We start from the raw sequence: 17810 nt of genomic DNA on the forward strand, positions 1-17810 counted from the left end.
CCCGCTCATACCGACGCCCGCCCGGCAGCTGACCTGACGGCCTGGATCGAGAAGTGCCGCGGGCCTTCGAGGCTCGACAGCATCAGCTCTTCCAGCCACGGCAGGCAGCTCTCCTCCAGCTCGGTCGTGTGGTCCAGCCGCCGCAGCAGTCGCTGGAGCGCCAGCACCAGCCATCCACTGCCGCCCGGCGCCGCACGCTCCCGCTCGAAGGAGTAGAGCCAGGTGTAGAGACAGGAGGCGGCCGCGTGGTGGACGCTGTGCTCGGTGGCCTGATCCTGCCCCTGCGTGGAGGCGGCGTCGGGCGCCTCGGCGGCGATCCGCGCGTAGAAGTCGGTCCGGCGCCGCGACAGCTCGCCGAGAACCTTGACGAGCGCGGCGCCCTCGGGCCCGACGAGTTCGCGTTCCGCGATCCGGCGGGCCTCGGCGGCGGCCGGGCCCCAGCCCCGGGTGATCTCGTCCTCGCTGGCGTTGGTCAGCCGCAGCGCCCTGCCCGACGGATGCCACTGCGGGGCGTCCTCGGACCAGTCGAAGAGCTGCCGCAGCACCTCTTCCCCGCCGACGGCGGGACGGTCGGCCACGCGCGCCACCGCGGGGAGCTGGGAGGCGATGCTGTGGAGGTTGACGTGCGTGGTCCCCTCGAAGATGCTCGCTATCGCATGGTCGCGCTGGAGCTTCTGGAACACGCCGGAGGCCACGCCTTCCCGCAGATAGCTCCGGGCTCCGAGAACCCTGGCCGCCTCCTGCACCACCTCCTCGCCGAGGGTCGGGACGAGGTATTTGACCACGGACGACCACAGGCTGAGCCGGGACGGCACGATGGAGAGCGAACGCGCCACCGGCAGCGCCGTACATTCCGCGATCAGCAGGTCCACATGGGAGTGGACCAGATGCCGCCGGATGACCGGAAGCCGGTAGATCTCCTGCCCGTAGAGCACTCGCTCACGCGCGTGCCGCAGAGCGATCCGCAACACCGAGTCCATGGTGCCGATGGACAGTGCTCCGATCGCCGTACGGGTGATCTGGAGCACCTGAAGGATTCCGACCAGTCCTGCGCCGGGACGGCCGAGGAGTGCGCCGGCGGGCACCCTGGTACGTTCGAAGGTGATCCCGCTGAGGTCGTGACCGCGCAGCCCGACCGTTCTCACGAACGGGTGGTTGGTCCAACTGCCTGGCTCCAGCTGCTCCTTGTCAAGGAGCAGCAGAGAGGAGCGCGAACCGTCGATCGCCGCGTACACGGTAACGAAGCGGCCCCGGGTCGCGTTGCCGACGGGCCACTTCTCCCCGGTCAGGAGGAAGTCGTCACCGTCGGACTCGGCAATGGTCTCGTTCGTGCCGAGATCGCTGCCGTGGTCGGGTTCGGACACCGCGAAGCAGGCGAGTTCTCCGTCCAGGAGGGCACGCGCGACCCGTGCGCGCTGCTCGTCGTTCCCCCACAGCCAGACCGAGTTGACCCCGAGAAGGGCGGAGCCGAACATCACCGCGAGCGTCAGATTGCGGCGCGCGAGCGTACGGGTGAGCAGGAAGAGGTCTTCGAGGTTCCGGAGCCGGCCGCCGAACTCCTCGGGCACCAGGTAACCGGAGAAGCCCCACGATCCGAGCAGCTCCACCGCTCCTGGTGGAAGACTGTCGGTCTCCTCGTGCGCCACGATCTCGGCAAAGCTGAAGGGGCCGCTCCCGGCGGCCGGGTCACCGAGCGTCCGCTCCAGATCGGCGACCAGCGCGTGGGCCGGGCGCTCGCCCGCGTGGCCGCTCATACCAGGGGGCTGTCGACGCCGTAGCGGCTGAACATGCCGCTCAGTGCTTCGGCGTCGGGCAGCTCCGCCCGGCCCGCGGCCACCTCGGCGCTGACCAGCTCGATCACGTCACTGACCCGTTCCAGCTTCATGGCGGCCTCGGGATTCAGCGCCTGGAGGGTGAAGAGATCCTCCAGGTTGTATCCGAGCTCCGCGAGGACCAAGGAGTGGAAGCCGAGGTCACCGACGAGCCGGTGGTCCAGATCGATCCGGTCCAGCTTGCGGGGCGCGACCACCTGGACCATACCGATCACCACGGGAGCGATGGCCTCGGTGCCGATGGCGGCAGGAGTGTGAGTCATGCCGTCGACGCTAGGACCTGCCGGTGACCGGGCCCAGGCAACGGGCCCGGCAAGCGCGCGGCAACTAGGTCCTGTCGTCGAACTCCCGCCGTCGCCCGAAGGGCGGCCCTGCGGGGTCAGGTGCGTGCTCTCGGTGTGCCGGGCGCAGGTCCGCGTACTGGACGTACTCGGGCGTGTGCCCGGTGCGGCGAGAGTGCGTGCATGGCGCCGCGGGGCAGGCGGGAGTTCGACGACAGGGCCTAGGATCCTGTCGGGCAATCCGACCGACCGCCTGTTCAGGGCGTCATGACGCCTCGTCAGTCACCCTGGCCAAGGGAGGTGGAACCGGCCCGTCGTCGAGGCGCGGCCATCGGACCGAAAGGCCGCCGCCCCGCCGAAGTTGCCGCCCGGCTGCCTTGCCGGAACTTGGCTCGGCGACGACGACACGGTGGCCCCGGTGGCAGAGGTCAGGCCGTGGGCCGCGTACACACCGGCGGAGCAGCGGGCCCGGGTGCTGCCCGGCGGTCGCTCGTTCCCGGGCACCCGCCCCCGGCAGACGATCTCAGCGGTGCTCGGCGCCCCGCCGGCTCTCCGGTGAGGCTCACCGGCTGGGACGAGAGACCGCTCAGGAAGTTGGAGTACACGTAGGTCGGGGGGCCCGTCGGACGAGCCTGTGCGACCAGGTCGCGCAGGCTCTCCAGGAGGGCCGTCAGCTCGGCGCGGGCCAGGAACGCGCCGAGGCAGAAGTGGGGCCCGTAGGCGAACGACAGGTGCTTGTTGGGGGTCCTCGCCAGGTCGAACTCGTCGGGCTCGGCGAAGACCCGGCCGTCGCGGTTGGCGGAGGCCAGCCAGGTGGTGACGATGTCGCCCTCCTCGACGAACTGGTCGCCGAGGAAGAGGTCCTGGGTCGCGGTCCGCCCGCTGTGCAGGGCGGGGCTCGTCCAGCGCAGCACCTCCTCGACCGCCGAGTCCGTCGCCACTTCGCCGGACTTGAGGGCCCGCCACTGGCCGGGCCGCTCCATCAGCGCCTGGAGCCCGCCGACCATCGAGAAGCGGGTCGTCTCGTGGCCGCCCATGATGATGCTGTAGCAGTTGAAGACGATCTCCTCGTGCGTGAGGGGCCGCCCGTCGATCTCCTTGGTCACCAGCAGGCTGACGACGTCGTCGTACGGTTTGGCGTGCCGGGCGGCGGCCAGCTCCGAGAAGTAGAGCAGCAGTCCGTTGCGCGACGCCCAGGTCGCCTCCTCGTCGGGGAGCCCGTCCTCGGTGGAGAGGGCGGAGGAGGTGAGTTCGATGATGTGCTGCCGGTCGGTGGGCGGCACGCCGAGCAGGTCGCAGATGGCGGCGAGCGGGATGTGCGCGGCCACGTCGGCGGCGAAGTCCACCTCGCCCCGTTCCACCGCCTCCTCGACCAGCCGCCGGGTACCCCGCCGCACGCTCTCGACCACCACGGCGAGGGATCGCGGCGAGAACGGCTTCAGCAGGGCGCTGCGCAGCGCCTTGTGCGGCTGGCCGTCCGTGACGGCCAGCATCCTCCCGGCCGCCGAGTCACCGCCGGCGAGCAGGGTGTCCAGCACGTTGCCCCGCTCCGAGGTGTAGCTCGCGCTGTCGCTGAGCACCGTGGCGACGTCCGCGTAACCACTGATCACCCAGAACCCCGGGCGGCCGTCGCTCTCGGGTTGCCAGTGCACCGGCGCCTCGTCCCGCAGTCGGCGCCACAACGGTCCCAGGTCGTGGTGGGCGTGCAGGAGCGGGTCGGCCAGATCGACAGCGTCGAGCGGGCCCTGATCGAGTGCGGGGCGGGTGTCCATGGGGCGGTTTCCTCGGACTCGGTTACGGGCGGAAGGGCGCGGGGCGGACGGGCGACGGCGGAAGGGCGCGGGGGCGGACGGGCGACGGCGGAAGGGCGCGGGGCGGACGCGGCTGGGCGCCGCCGTCCGGGTCAGTGCATCGGCTCGGTGGGGCCGGGGAAGAACGCCGTGGTGGCACCGGCTGTCTCCGCGCCGTCCACGGTGAACTGCTGACCGGAGATGAAGGCTGCCTGCGGCGAGGCCAGGAAGTGGAACACGTCCGCGATCTCCTCGGGCAGGGCGTGCCGCCGGGCCGGGATGCGTTCGTTGACCTCATCGAGCATCGCGTCGGTGTACTCGGCGCGCTGCATGGGTGTCAGTACGGCGCCGGGGGCGACACACGCCGTCCTGATCAGCGGACTCAGCTCCACGGCGAAGGTCTGGCACAGCGAGGCGACACCCGCCTTGCTGGCGTTGTAGTCCGCGTAGAGGGGGTAGCCGCGCGACCCGTTGACGGACGCCGTCGCCAGGAGCACTCCGCGTCCCTCGCGCAGCATGTGCGGAACGGCGTGCCGCCACAGGGCCAGGACGCCCATCAGGTTGACGTCCAGGGTGCGCCGGGCGTCCGCCTCGGTGAGGTCGAGGATGGAGTGCCGGACGCTGATGCCCGCGTTGGCGATGACGACGTCGATGCGGCCGCGCTCGGCGTGCACCCGGTCGACGGCCGCACCCACGGCGGTCCAGTCGGCGATGTCGAGCATGACCGTCCGGATCTCACCGCCCCCCTCGCGAGGGCCGTCCGCCGCGCCGCCGGTGAGTGCCTGGATGTCGAGGTTGACCACGTGGTCGCCCGAGCGGGCGAACCGCTCGGCGGTGGCGAGTCCGATACCGCTGGACGCGCCGGACACGATGACTGTGCGCATGATGCCTCTCCTGCTCCTTCCGCCCGACCGGCTCAGACGATGACGCGGTGGTTGCCGAGTACGTATCCGCTGACGTTGCGGCGCAGGTTGCGGCTGACGGTGAGCTTCTTCAGCCAGCGGTCGGTGCCGTCGTACCGGGCCGTGAACGACCGGCGGCCGTGCACGGCCCGGTAGTTGTCCACGATGAGCAGTGAGCCGGGGCCGACCGCGACGTCCCGCTGTACCCGGTGCAGCTCGGCCATCAGCCGGTCGAGCGCGCCCTCTGCCTCGGTGTCCCCCGGCGCGACGTCCATGAACGGCCGGTCGATGCGCAGGTAGGGATGGAAACGGTCGCCCGACAGAACGGCGGTCGGAACGGCGCTGTCGATCATCCCGTACAGCTTCTCCAGCGCGGGATGTGCGGGGTCCAGGGCCTCCAACTGCCGTATGTGCTCGGTGTCCGGCATGATCCGGAAGCGGGGCTCGGCGAGCACCGCGCGGTCGTGCTCGCTCAGCCGGACGTCACCGACGGAGGCGACGATGGTCGGCACCAGGTCGGGGTTGCGCAGCCCGAGGAGCAGGAGGTAGTCGCAGCGGTTGGGGTGGAAGCCGTCCTCGGTGTGGAACTCCAGCAGGCTCTCGCTGCCGTAGCCGCTCTGCCGCAGCTCGTCGCCCCGGATCGGCAGGATGTTCTGGATGATGCGCCCCTCCTGGAGGGTCTCCCAGCCGAACGGGTCGCCCAGCACCATGCCGCACATCGCCAGCCACAGCTCCTGGGACCGGGCCGCGTCGGAGCGGATGGCCCGGCGCCAGTGGTCGGGTGTGGGTCCGATCAGCGCGTCGTCCACCGGGAAGCCGTGCACCAGGCATGCGGCGGTCCTCTCGGTCCTGCGGTAGGAGAGGAGGAATCTCCGCAGGCCGGCGGGGAGCAGCTCCTCGGCCGTGGGGGCGTGGTCGTAGAAGTCCGGCAGACCGGGCGCCCCGTGGGCGTCACGGAGCCGTGCGGCGGCCTCCTCCAGCTGGGCGACTTCGGTGGCGTCCAGGTGGTATTCGGCGGGAGTGTCGCCGCGGTCCTTCCCCGGCGAGGCCACCGCGGCCACGTCCGGGGAAGGTACGTCAACAGTCGGGGTGCTGCTGGTCATGTCGGTTGTCCTCACCTGGTCGTGACCGCTCGGGTCGTCCGTCGTTCGGTCCTGTGCGTCCCGCGCCGGGTGGCCGGGCCGCGTGGTGGTGCGCACCGGACCGGCCTGGCAGGGTCCAGGCCTTCCGTGGTCCGGTGATGGCGCTCGGTGCGGTGGTGCGTGTTCGGTGGCGCGTCGGCCCCGGGTGCGAGGGCCGGCTACCTCCAGTCCTCGGCGAACTCGTCGAGTTCGCTCTGGTCCAGGGTGATCAACGGTTCCTGCGAGTCGGCCTCGTCGGCGTCCGCCGCGGGAACCAGGTCCTTGGTCGCGGTGGCGAGCGCCGCCACGGTCTTGTGGGCGAACACGTCGCGCGGGGCGATGTCCAGGCCCTCCGCGTGGGCCATCGTGACGAGCTTGATGGAGACGATCGAGTCGCCGCCCAGATCGAAGAAACTGTCGTCGATGCCGACGCCCTCCGTGCCGAGGGCCTTCTCGAACAACGCGCACAGCAGCTTCTCGCGCTCGGTCCGCGGTGCCCGGCCGCCGTCGGCTCCGGAGAAGTCGGGTGCGGGCAGAGCGGCGCGGTCGAGCTTGCCGCTCGGCGTCACCGGCAGCCGGTCGAGGGCGACGACGGCCACGGGCACCATGTGCTCCGGCAGCACGGCGGCGACGCGTTCGCGGAGCGCCGCCGGATCGAGCCGGCCGGCCGTCACCGGTGCCGCGTACGCCACCAGGCGTGGTGAGCCGGGGGTGTCCTCCCGTACGACCACGACGGTCTGGCCCACCGAGGGGTCGGCGGCGAGCACCGCCTCGATCTCGCCGGGCTCGATACGGAAGCCCCGTACCTTGACCTGCTCGTCGACGCGGCCCAGGTACTCCAGGCCCCCGTCCGCCGTGCGCCGCGCCAGGTCGCCCGAACGGTACATCCGCGCGCCCGGCGGGCCGAACGGGTCGGCCACGAAGCGCTCCGCGGTGAGCCCGGGCCGCCGCAGATAGCCGCGGGCGAGGCCCTGGCCCGCCAGGTAGAGCTCACCCGCCACCCCGACGGGTGCCGGCCGCAGGGAGTCGTCCAGCACATGGACCCGGGCGCCGATGACCGGTCCGCCCATCGGCGGAGCGGTCCGCCCGGACAGCGGGCGGCTCATCGTCGCCATGACGGTCGCCTCGGTGGGACCGTACGCGTTGACCATGCGGCGCCCGGCCGACCAGCGTGCGACCAGGTCCGGCGGGCACGCCTCGCCGCCCACGACGAGGGTGACACCGTGGGGCAGGGCGTCCTCGGGCAGCACGGCGAGCGAGGACGGCGGCAGCAGGAGGGCGGTCACACCGTGGCGTGCCACGGTCCGCGCCAGGGCCGGTCCGGGGAGCAGCTCGTCGGGGTCCGCGGTCACCGCGCTCGCCCCGGTCAGGAGCGCCGTGGCCAGTTCCCATACGGACGCGTCGAAGCTCGGCGAGGCGAACAGCAGCACCCGCTCCCGCGCACGGAGCGCGAGCCCGTCACGCTGCTGGGCGATCAGAGCGGCGATCCCGAGGTGGGACACCACCACGCCCTTGGGGCGGCCGGTCGAGCCGGAGGTGTAGATCAGATAGGCGGCGTGCGCGGGCCGCAGCGGCGCGATCCGGTCGGCGTCGGTGAGCGTCGCCCCGGAGAGACCGGCAGTCAACTCCGCTTCGGAGTACAGGGGTTCGGTGACGTTCTCGGCATCCGGCCCGGGACCGTCCAGGCACAGCACCTTCCCCGCACCGGCCTCGGCCATGACCGCCGCGCCCTCACCGGTGGTGAGGACGAGATCGGGCCGGGCGTCACCGATCAGGTAGCGGAGCCGGTCCGGCGGGTAGCCGAGGTCCAGCGGAAGATAGGCCGCGCCGGCCTTGAGGACCGCCAGGACCGCGAGGACGGACCGCGCCGACTTCGGCATCGCGATCGCCACGACACGCTCCGGACCGATGCCCCGGTCCACCAGCGCGCGGGCGAGCCGGTTGGCCCGGACATCGAGGTCCCCGTAGGTGAGGGCCAGCTCGTGGTCGTACACCGCGACGGCGTCGGGGGTGGCCCGTACCTGCTCCTCGAAGAGCTCCGGGAAGGTCGCCGTCCGCTCGTGGGCCGCTCCTTCCGCCGCGGCCAGGAGCTGACCGCGTTCCCGGTCCGTGAGCAGGTCGATCCGGCCCAGAGGTACGGTCCGGTCGCGCACGAAGCAGTCGAGGACCTTGCGCACCCGGGCCAGCAGCGCACCGGCCGCCTCGGCCGTGAACAGGTCGGCCCGGTAGCTGAGTTCGAGACTGAGACGCTCGTCGGGCATGACGACCAGGCTGAGCGGATAGTGCGAAGCGCCGGGTACGGGGTCCTCGTCGAGGGAGATCCGCAGGCCCGGGACCTGCTCCTGGATGGCCGCCCCGTCGAAGGGGGTGTTCTCGAACCCGATGACGGTGTCGAAGAGCTCCCCCAGCCCCAGAGCCCGCTGTACGTCGGGGAGCCCGAGATGGTGGTACGGGCGCAGCTCGGCCTGGTGCGACTGGAGGTCGGTCAGGATGTGGTCGAGCGATCGTGCGGGGTCCAGCCGTACCCGTACGGCGACGGTGTTCATGAACAGGCCGACGATCTCCTCGACGCCGGCCAGTTCCGGTGGGCGCCCGGCGGTCGTCGCGCCGAACACGACGTCGTCGCTTCCCAGTTGGTGACCGAGTGCCACCGCCCAGGCTCCTTGGACGACCGTGTTGAGCGTCAGGCCCGCGCCGCGCGCCGCGGCGGTGAGCGCCTCGGTCCCCTCCGTGTCCAGGACCTCCGTGACCAGGTGCGGCACGGTCGCGGTGGCCGCCTCGGCGCCCGGGGCGACCAGCGTCGGTTCGTCGATGCCGGCCAGGGCCTCGCTCCAGGCCAGCGTCGCCCGCTCGTCCTCCTGCCGGCCGAGCCAGCCGAGGAAGTCGGTGAACTGGGCCACCGGCCGGCCCCGGTCGGCTCCGCCGCGGGCGTAGAGGGAGAAGACGTCACGGAAGAACAGCGGCAGCGACCACCCGTCGAGCAGGGCGTGGTGGTAGGTGGTCAGCAGGGCGTGATCGTCGGTCCCGAGCCGGACCAGGGTGACCCGCATCAGCGGAGGGGCGGTGAGGTCGAAGCGGGTGACGCGGTCCTCGTCGACCAGCTCCGCCAGTCGCCGGCGGCGTTCGTCCTCACCGTGACCGGAGAGGTCGATCTCCCGCCACGGGACGCGCAGGTCCTCGTGCACCACCTGGACGGAACGGCCCGATGCCAGGAGCCGGAACGAGACGCGCAGCCCGGTGTGGCGGGCGAGAGCCGCGTCGAACGCCTTGCGCAGCACGGCGGGCGTGAGTGGTCCCTCCAGCCGTGCGGGTGCCTGGGCGGTGTAGACATCGATGCCGTCGGCGGCCAGCAGGGCGTGGAAGTGCATGCCCTGCTGGAGCGGGGTGAGGGGCAGTACGTCGGCCGGCTCGTGTCCGCCGGCGGTGATCTCCGCCAGTTCGGCGTCGTTCAGCCGCAGCAGCGGCCCGGTGCCGGAGCCGTCCGCCGCCGTGGGGGCCTTCTCCTCGACGTCCTGGGCCGTCTCGGCGAGCTTGGCGATGGTCTTGTGGACGAAGACGTCCTTGACGGCGATGGCGAGTCCGGCACGGTGGGCGCGGGCCGCGAGCTGCATCGAGATGATGGAGTCGCCGCCGAGGTCGAAGAAGCTGTCGTCGACGCCGATACGCGGCTGCCCCAGCACCTCCGCGAACACCTCGTGCAACACCAGCTCCCGCTCGGTGACCGGAGCCCGGTACGCCTGCGCCGCCCGGAACTCCGGCACCGGCAACGCCCCCCGGTCCACCTTCCCGTTCGGCGTCAGAGCGAACGACTCCACCACCATCACCACCACCGGAACCATGTACTCCGGCAACCGCCCCGCCACGAACTCACGCAACGCCACCACGTCCGGCCGCTCACCGGAGGCGGCCCGTACGTATCCGACGATCCGGCGTACGCCCTCGGCGTCGGCGGACACCGCCGCGACCGCCTGACCCACCGAGGGGTGGTCGGCCAGAGCGGCCTGGATCTCGCCGAGTTCGACGCGGTGGCCGCGTACCTTGACCTGGAAGTCGGACCGGCCGCGGTACTCCACGACACCGTCGGGCCGGCGGCGCCCCAGGTCGCCGGTGCGGTACATCCGGGCGCCCGCCGGGCCGAACACGTCGGCCACGAAGCGCTCCGCCGACAGGCCGGGGCGGCCCAGATACCCGCGGGCGACCCCGTCACCGGCGATGTACAGCTCGCCGACGACCCCGGCCGGCACCGGCCGCAGGAACGCGTCCAGGAGGTAGACCCGGGTGTTGTCGGCGGGGACGCCGATGGCGGGCGGGTCCGCCGCGGCACCGGGTGAGCCGCCGGGGTGCCAGAGCATCGCGTCGACCGTGCACTCGGCGGGACCGTAGAGGTTGTAGACCGACAGGCCGGGTATGTCGCGGAGTCCGGCCCACAGGTCGTCGCCCACCTCCTCGCCGCCGAGCGCGAGGACACGCACGCGGTGCCGCTCCCCCGCCGCCTCGAACATGCCCGCGGCGAGCATCTGACGCCCGACGGAGGGGGTGGTGTCGACGACGTCGATCCGTGCTTCCGCCGCGTGGCGGACGAGTGCCAGGGGGTCCTTGCGGACGGTGTCACCGACGATGTGCAGTTCGTGTCCGGCGACCATCCACAGGAGCTGGCTCCAGGAGGCGTCGAAGCCGAGCGAGTTGGTGAGCGCGGCACGCAGCGGCCGCCCGGCCGCCCTCGCCCGCTCGGGTTCGAAGAAGTTCGCCCGGTGGCTGTGGAACATGTTGGCCAGGTTGCGGTGTTCCACGGCCACACCCTTGGGGCGCCCCGTGGACCCCGAGGTGTAGATGACGTACGCGAGGTGGGCGGGCAGCAGCGCACCGGTGCGGTCGTCGTCGTCGAGGTCCGTCCCGTCCGCGGGCGGAATGGTCTCGTCGAGCAGCAGCGCCGGCACCGAGTCGGGTAGGTCGCCCACCGTGGCGACGGTGGCCAGGACGAGGGCCGGCCGGGCCTCCGCGCAGATCGCCGCGATGCGCTCCGCGGGGTGGTCGACGTCGATCGGCAGGTATGCCGCGCCCGACTTGAGGACTGCCAGGATCGCCACCACGGCGTCCGTGGAGCGCGGCACGGCCACGCCGACGAGGTCGCCCGGTCCCACGCCACGGGCCGCGAGCAGCCGGGCCAGGCGGTTGGCGTCGGCGTTGAGCAGAGTGAAGGTGAGGCTGGTCGTACCGTCCGTGACGGCCACCGCGTCGGGCGTCGCACGGACCTGTGCCTCGAAGAGACCGGGCAGCGTCCCGGCCGGCCGCTCGACGGCGTGTCCGCTCGCCTCGCGCAGGATCTCGCGGCGCTCGGCGTCCGTCCGCGAGGGGAGCCTACCGGCCTGCTCGTCGGGCCGGGCGGCGATGTCCTCCAGCAGACCGGTCAGGCGCCGCAGTACGCCGCTCGCGGCATCGGCGCTGTAGACGTCCTCGCGGTAGTTGAGTTCGAAGCGGAGCCGGCTACCGGGGTGGACGGCCAGGCTCAGCGGGTAGTGGGTGCCCTCGAACGCCTCGTCGACGGCGTCCCGCAGCAGGCCGACGTCGAGCCCGGGCACCGAGGCGCCCTGGACGGCCTGTTCCACGGGAACGTTCTCGAAGGCGACGGTGGTGTCGAAGAGTTCGGTGGCGCCGACGGCGCGGTGGATCTCGGCGAGGCCGAGATACTCGTGACCCATGACGGTCGTGTGGTCGTGCTGGATACGGGCCAGCAGCTCCGCCACCGGCTCTGCCGGATCGACCCGTACCCGGGCGGGCACGGTGTTCATCATCAGGCCCACCATGCGGTCGCTGCCGGGCAGTTCCGGCGGGCGGCCCGCGACGGTGTTTCCGTAGACGACGTCCTGGCGTCCGGTCAGCTCGGTCAGCAGCAGCGCCCAAGCGCCCTGGACCAGTGTGCTGATGGTGAGTTCGCGGCTCCGGGCCAGGGTGGCGAGTTCTGCCGCGGCCTGGTCGGACAGCTCTGTCACGACGCGCCGCTGTCCCCGGTCCGATGAGCCGGTGCCGGCCCCGTCCGCGACGAGCGTGGCGCCGTCGACCCCCGCGAGCACGCTCTTCCAGGCCCGTTCGGCCTGTTCCCTGTCCTGCTCGCCGACCCAGCCGAGATAGTCCTGGAAGGGCACCGTCGGCTCCAGCCGTTCGGCGGTGCCGCCGGCCCCGTAGATGCGGAACAGATCGCCCAGGATCAGCGGCAACGACCAGCCGTCCAGCAGGATGTGGTGGTTGGTGATCAGCAGGATGTGCCGTTCGGGTGCGAGCCGTATCAGCGTGAACCGGAGCAGCGGCGGCTTGGCCATGTCGAAGCGCCTCGCGCGCTCCTCGGCGAGCAGCCGGGAGAGGCGTGGCTTCCGTTCCTCCTGGCCGAAGCCGGAGAGGTCGATCTCCTCCCACGGCGGCTCGACCACCCGCGCGACGGCCTGGACGGCCTCGCCGGAGCGGCGGCGCAGGAAACCCGCCCGCAGGCTCGCGTGCCGGCCGACCAGCTCGCCGCACGAGGCACGCAGCAGGTCGGTGTCGAGCGCCCCGGTCAGCTCCAGCGGCGTCTGGACGTTGTAGAAGTCGACGTTCCCGCTGTCGGCTCGTCCCTCCTCGTAGAGGGCGTGGAAGAGAATGCCCTGCTGCAACGGCGAGAGCGGCAGGACCGCTTCCAGGGATGTCTGTCTCACAGTGCTGTCCCCCACTGGGCTTCGAGCTCGTCGAGTTCTTCCGCGTCGATCCGCACCAGGTCCCCGGTACGGGAGGTCGCGGCCCGCTCGCCGACGTCCTGGGCCGTCTCGGCGAGCTTGGCGATGGTCTTGTGGACGAAGACGTCCTTGACGGCGATGGCGAGTCCGGCCCGATGGGCCCCGGACGCCACCCGTACGGCGATGATGGAGTCGCCGCCGAGGTCGAAGAAGCTGTCGTCGACGCCGATACGCGGCTGCCCCAGCACCTCCGCGAACACCTCGTGCAACACCAGCTCCCGCTCGGTGACCGGAGCCCGGTACGCCTGCGCCGCCCGGAACTCCGGCACCGGCAACGCCCCCCGGTCCACCTTCCCGTTCGGCGTCAGAGCGAACGACTCCACCACCATCACCACCGCCGGAACCATGTACTCCGGCAACCGCCCCGCCACGAACTCACGCAACCCCACCACGTCCGGCCGCTCACCGGAGGCGGCCGGGGTCACGTAGGCCACCAGGTGCCGGTGGCCCGGCCGGTCCTCGCGGACGGCCGCCACGGCCCGGTCGACTCCAGGCGCCTCGGCGAGAACGCTCTCGACCTCGCCGAGTTCGATGCGGAAGCCCCGTACCTTGACCTGGCTGTCGGCGCGGCCCAGGTAGGACAGCTCGCCGCTCTCCGACCGCCGTGCCACGTCTCCCGTCCGGTACATCCGGGTGCCGGGCGCGCCGAAGGGGTCGGCGACGAACCGTTCCGCGGTGGTCCCGGGACGGCCGAGGTAGCCGCGGGCGAGCCCGTCGCCGCTCAGGTACACCTCGCCCGCCACTCCGGGCGGCACCGGCCGCAGCGCGTCGTCGAGCAGCCGGACGCGGGTGCCGGGGACAGCACGGCCCATGGGCGGGACGGTCCGTCCGGACAGGGCGCCGGTCTGGGTCGCGATGACCGTCGACTCGGTGGGGCCGTAGGCGTTGACCATGTGCCGGCCGGGCGACCAGCGCGCGACCAGGTCCGGCGGGCACGCCTCGGCTCCGACGACCAGGTTGATTCCGGCCGGAAGCCCCCCGGCCGGCATGGCCGCCAGCGTGGACGGGGCCAGCAGCAGGCAGTCGACGCCGAGTTCGGCGACGAGCTCGGCCAGGGGCGGCCCGGGCGTGAGCCGTTCGGCCGGCGCGACCACCGCGGCGGCGCCGGTGAGGAGCGCCGCGCACAGCTCCCATACGGAGGCGTCGAAGCTGGGCGAGGAGAACTGGAGTACGCGGGTCCCGGGTGTCAGGCGCAGCAGGTCGTTCTGGTGGCGTGTCAGCGCGGCGAGGCCGGTGTGCGTGACGACGACGCCCTTGGGCCTGCCGGTCGACCCGGAGGTGTAGATGACGTACGCCGGGTGCGTCAGGCGCAGGGGCGTGCGGCGGTCCCGGTCGTCGAGATCGTCGCCGTCGGCGCCGCCGTCCGCCTGCGGGTGGCCGACGGGATGGGCCGCCTCGTCCAGGTACAGGCGCGGCACCGCGGGGGCGAGCGTGGGGTCGTCGGCGGCGCGGGTCGTCAGCAGCAGCAGCGGTGCGGTGTCGTCGAGCATGGCGGTGACCCGGGACCGCGGGTAGTCGAGGTCGACCGGGAGACAGGCCGCGCCCGACTTCAGCACCGCCACCGTGGCGGTCGGGGCGGCGCTGCCGCGCGGCAGGGCGACCGCCACCAGTCGCTCGGGGCCGGCGCCGTGCTCGACCAGCACCCTTGCCAGGCGGTTGGCGCGGGTGTTGAGCGTCGCGTAGTCGAGGGACTCGGACGGGGAGAGCACGGCGCAGGCGTGCGGGGTCCGCCTGACCTGCTCCTCGAACAGCTGCGGGAAGGTGCGCGGGACGACGGGTTCCGCGTCCGGCCCGGGGCTGCCCGCGGCGAGTGTCCGCGGGCGTTCCGCCGCGGTCAGGACCTCGACGCGGGCGAGCGGCACAGCTGCGGGACTGGCGAGGAAGCGGGCGAGGAAGTCCGTGAACCGGTGCTGGTGGGTGCGGAGTTCGGCGAGGTCGTACCGGTCGGGGTTGGCCTCGAACTCGATGCGCATGCCTCGGCCGCCCGGATCGGGGTGGCAGGTGATGTTGAGGTCGGTGACGGGCCCCCCGGACAGGGCCATCACCTCGGCCTCGCGACCGGTGAAAGCGGTCTCGGACCCCGACGGCATGATGTTCACGAGCACCCCGAACAACTGCTCGTTGGAGCCGAGCATGCGCAGGTCGCGCCGGAGTTCGTCGTACGGGTAGCGCTGATGGGTGAGCAGCTCCCCCAGGCGCCGCGCGACCTGCCGCACCAGCTGGGCGCGGTCGGCGGCCGGGTCGACGGTGATCCGCAGCGGAAGGGTGTTCGACAGCATGCCGGGCACGTTCTGGGACCTCGCCCCGAGCCGCGCGGTGGTGGGCACCCCGATCGTCAGGTCCTGGGCGCCCGTCATCCCGTGCAAGTAGGCGGCGACCGCCGCCAGCATCGGCACCGTCCAGGGAGTGCGGGCGTCGCGCCCGGCGGTGTGCAGCGCCCGCAGTCCGGCCGGCGGAAGCATCGTCGTCGTGGCGATCGCCATGCCCGCCGCGCCCGTCGGCGCTCCCGGCGCCAGACCGGCCGTCTCGGGCCGGTCGGCGAAGACGCCGGCCCAGTACGCCCGGTCCGCGGTGTAGTCCGCCGACGCGCGGTAGGCGCTCTCGTCCGCCAGCAGGTCCTGGAGCCGGCCCAGCGGTTCACCGTCGGGCTCCGTCCCGGCGGCCAGCGCCTCGTAGCACGCGGAGATGCGGCGCGAGTGCAGTACCGATCCGAAGGCGTCGGACAGGATGTGGTGGCTGCGCTGGTACCAGACGTGGTGATCGGCTCCGACCCGGATCAGGATGTGCGCCGACAGCGCGTCCTTCTCCAGGTCGAGCGGGGTCGCGCGGTCACGGTCGATCAGCGTCCGCGCGGCGGCGAGAGGGTCCGGCTCGTCGCTGAAGTCGTACTCCTGCCAGGTCGAACAGCCGGGTGGGACGGGCCGCTGGTACGTGCCGTCCGGCCGCTCCACCAGTTCGACGTCGAAGCTTCCGCTCTCCCCCTCGGCCCGGCGGATCGCGCGCTGGAGCAGCCCGCCGTCCAGCGGTCCGCGCACCTCCATGGCGACCATGGTGTTGTAGGCCGGGTTGGCGGGGTCGAGCTGTTGGGCGAAGAACACCCCCCGCTGGGCCGCCGTCAGCGGCAGCAGACCGTTCTCGGCGCGTGAAGTCATCGGGTCGTAACCGCTCTCTCGTGCATCCCCGCGAGCCTGGAGGCCCGGATCTCGCGACGATGCTGCATCGCCCGCCCGGGCGGAAACCAGGCAACCGGACCGGCAATCAGCGGCGCTGTTCGAAATGCCGCCCGGTCCGTGCCGAGTTACCGGCCGCTTGCCTGGTCCTCGTACGGGAGGCGGGTGATGCTGCGGCGAGCCGGGTACGGCGCCACGCCTCGCGTGTGCCGGACGTGCCACGAACCACTGGAGAGGACAGGGACGTTGGGAGACCAGGACCGGGGCCTGCTCGATTGGCTGGACCAGCCGTCCACCGAGCGCGGCCTGTACTACGCGGATTCCGCCGACGGATGGGACTTCTGGTCCTACCGCGATCTGGCCGCGCTGGTGCTGAGGACCGCCGCCGCCCTGCGGGCACAGGGGGTCGGGGAGGGCGACGTCGTCGCCCTGGTGCTGCGCTCCAGTCCGGGTTTCGTCGCCGGCTTCTTCGGCGCGCTGGCGGCCGGTGCGACGCCGTGCTCCATCCCGCCGCCCTTCGCCTTCCAGCACGCCGACGAGTACGAGAGGCACGCGAGCCATCTGTTCGGGACGGCCGCGCCCCGGTTCACCATCTGCGACGACGAGTCGCTGAAGCAGATCCATGGGATCGCGAGTGGGCTGGGACTGAAGGAGCCGGTCGCCTTCGACGAACTCGTCCTCGGGGTGCAGCCGTTGGAGCGGCCGATGCCGCTGCCGGAGACCGCGCTGATCCAGTTCACCTCCGGGTCGAGCGGCTTCTCGCGCGGCGTGTTGATCTCCGCCGACGCCCTGCGGACCAACCTCGCCGGGATGGGGCAGTGGCTGGGCTGCGCGCCCCAGTACCCGGCGATCAGCTGGCTGCCGGTCCACCACGACATGGGTCTCGTCGGCTTCCTGCTGAACGTCGTCGTCACCGGCTTCGACGGCTGGATGATGCAGCCGGACGACTTCATCCGCTCGCCGCTGCGGTATCTGCGCTGCATCAGCGACCAGGGCGCCGTCATGACGGCCATGCCCAACTTCGGGCTGGCGTACATTCTCCGCCGGGTGAGACCGGCCGACCTGCGGGAGCTGCGCTTCGACTCGGTCCGGTGCGTGATCATCGGCGCGGAGCGGGTCGACCGGCAGGTGCTCGAGGACTTCCACGCCCTGCTGGGGCCGCACGGTCTCGACCGCGGCGCGCTGCTCCCCGCCTACGGCAGCGCCGAGGCGACCCTCGCGGTGACCGGTCTGGCGCCCGGGGAGGGCTGGTCGGCGCAGGCACCGGACGCCGGGGACGCGGCGTCCCTCGCCGGAGCGGCGGTGGTCGGGTGCGGCCGTCCGCTGGAGGGCAGGACGGTGCGGATCCTGTCCGAGGAAGGTGAGGAACTGCCGGACGGGCGGGTCGGCGAGATCGTCGTCACCGGGGTGTCGATCGCGAGCGGGTACATCGGCGCCACCGGGTCCGCCTCCGGTACCAGCGTCGATGACGGGGGTCTCGCCACCGGTGACGCGGGCTTCCTGCGGGACGGACAGCTCTTCGTGATCGGCCGGCTCGGCGACGGGCTGAAGGTGAACGGGAAGATGGTCTTCGCCGAGAGCCTGGAGGCCCTGCTGCACCACCGGGGCATCCCCGAGCGGCGCGTCGCCGTCCTGCTGGGGGTGCGCGACGGGGTACCGACCGGCGTGGCGGTGTTCGGCGGCGTGCGGCCCGGCTGGCGGGAGGCCGCCCACGAGGTTCTCTCCGCATGGCTCGGCGACGCGGAGCTCCACATGGTCGAGCTGCCCCGTGGCGGTGTCTCGGTCACGTCGAGCGGAAAGCCGCGCCGGAGGGTCATCTGGAAGGCCCTCTGCGCGGGCGAGTTCGACGCGACGTCCCGGCCGCTGACGGCGGAGGCGGAGGTGGAGGCGGACGCGCAGGTCGCGGCCGACTGATCGGCCCTGGCGACCGTACGCGTGACAATAGTGTGT

Annotated in this window: 8 protein-coding genes; 1 reads left to right on the forward strand and 7 read right to left on the reverse strand. The window is 72.3% G+C overall.

What is annotated here, in order from left to right; genetic code table 11:
• Window positions 1–5: 5 nt before the first annotated feature.
• The 7 genes from ACH4KB_RS07415 to ACH4KB_RS07445 form a co-directional block, all read right to left on the reverse strand.
• Window positions 6–1754, reverse strand: a complete 1749-nt coding sequence (locus tag ACH4KB_RS07415; RefSeq protein ID WP_398064516.1) for an acyl-CoA dehydrogenase family protein — start codon at window positions 1752–1754, stop codon at window positions 6–8.
• Window positions 1751–2095, reverse strand: a complete 345-nt coding sequence (locus tag ACH4KB_RS07420) for an acyl carrier protein (RefSeq protein WP_398064518.1) — start codon at window positions 2093–2095, stop codon at window positions 1751–1753. Before ACH4KB_RS07420 ends, ACH4KB_RS07415 begins: the two co-directional genes overlap by 4 nt.
• Window positions 2096–2541: 446 nt before the next feature.
• A complete protein-coding gene (locus tag ACH4KB_RS07425) occupies window positions 2542–3885 on the reverse strand; it encodes a cytochrome P450 (protein ID WP_398064520.1) in 1344 nt (447 codons plus the stop codon).
• A 131-nt stretch (window positions 3886–4016) separates the two neighbouring features.
• Window positions 4017–4787 (reverse strand): SDR family NAD(P)-dependent oxidoreductase, encoded by a 771-nt coding sequence (locus ACH4KB_RS07430; RefSeq protein ID WP_398064522.1) that lies wholly within the window; start codon window positions 4785–4787, stop codon window positions 4017–4019.
• 32 nt (window positions 4788–4819) lie between these two features.
• Window positions 4820–5908 carry a guanitoxin biosynthesis L-enduracididine beta-hydroxylase GntD gene (gene gntD, locus ACH4KB_RS07435; RefSeq protein ID WP_398064524.1) on the reverse strand — a complete coding sequence of 363 codons (1089 nt, stop codon included), beginning with the start codon at window positions 5906–5908 and terminating at the stop codon, window positions 4820–4822.
• Window positions 5909–6105: 197 nt separating this feature from the next.
• The gene (locus ACH4KB_RS07440) at window positions 6106–12612 is read right to left on the reverse strand and encodes an amino acid adenylation domain-containing protein (RefSeq protein ID WP_398064526.1); all 6507 of its coding nucleotides are present in this window, start codon (window positions 12610–12612) and stop codon (window positions 6106–6108) included.
• On the reverse strand, window positions 12609–15842 hold the full coding sequence (locus ACH4KB_RS07445; RefSeq protein WP_398064528.1) for an amino acid adenylation domain-containing protein: 3234 nt from the start codon (window positions 15840–15842) through the stop codon (window positions 12609–12611). The genes ACH4KB_RS07440 and ACH4KB_RS07445 overlap by 4 nt, the downstream gene beginning before the upstream one ends.
• 264 nt (window positions 15843–16106) lie before the next feature.
• On the opposite strand from ACH4KB_RS07445, the gene ACH4KB_RS07450 reads away from it, so the two are divergent.
• Window positions 16107–17774 carry an AMP-binding protein gene (locus tag ACH4KB_RS07450; protein ID WP_398064530.1) on the forward strand — a complete coding sequence of 556 codons (1668 nt, stop codon included), beginning with the start codon at window positions 16107–16109 and terminating at the stop codon, window positions 17772–17774.
• Window positions 17775–17810: the final 36 nt, after the last annotated feature.

The sequence above is a fragment of the Streptomyces sp. NPDC017520 genome, assembly GCF_044329855.1.
Taxonomy (GTDB): Bacteria; Actinomycetota; Actinomycetes; order Streptomycetales; family Streptomycetaceae; genus Streptomyces.

What these genes read in the sequence shown, in the direction of transcription:
- ACH4KB_RS07425 (WP_398064520.1), bottom strand. Translation starts at nt 3,885, where the DNA reads ATGGACACCCGCCCCGCACTCGATCAGGGCCCGCTCGACGCTGTCGAT.
- ACH4KB_RS07430 (WP_398064522.1), bottom strand. Translation starts at nt 4,787, where the DNA reads ATGCGCACAGTCATCGTGTCCGGCGCGTCCAGCGGTATCGGACTCGCC.
- ACH4KB_RS07415 (WP_398064516.1), bottom strand. Translation starts at nt 1,754, where the DNA reads ATGAGCGGCCACGCGGGCGAGCGCCCGGCCCACGCGCTGGTCGCCGAT.
- ACH4KB_RS07420 (WP_398064518.1), bottom strand. Translation starts at nt 2,095, where the DNA reads ATGACTCACACTCCTGCCGCCATCGGCACCGAGGCCATCGCTCCCGTG.
- gntD (WP_398064524.1), bottom strand. Translation starts at nt 5,908, where the DNA reads ATGACCAGCAGCACCCCGACTGTTGACGTACCTTCCCCGGACGTGGCC.
- ACH4KB_RS07445 (WP_398064528.1), bottom strand. Translation starts at nt 15,842, where the DNA reads ATGACTTCACGCGCCGAGAACGGTCTGCTGCCGCTGACGGCGGCCCAG.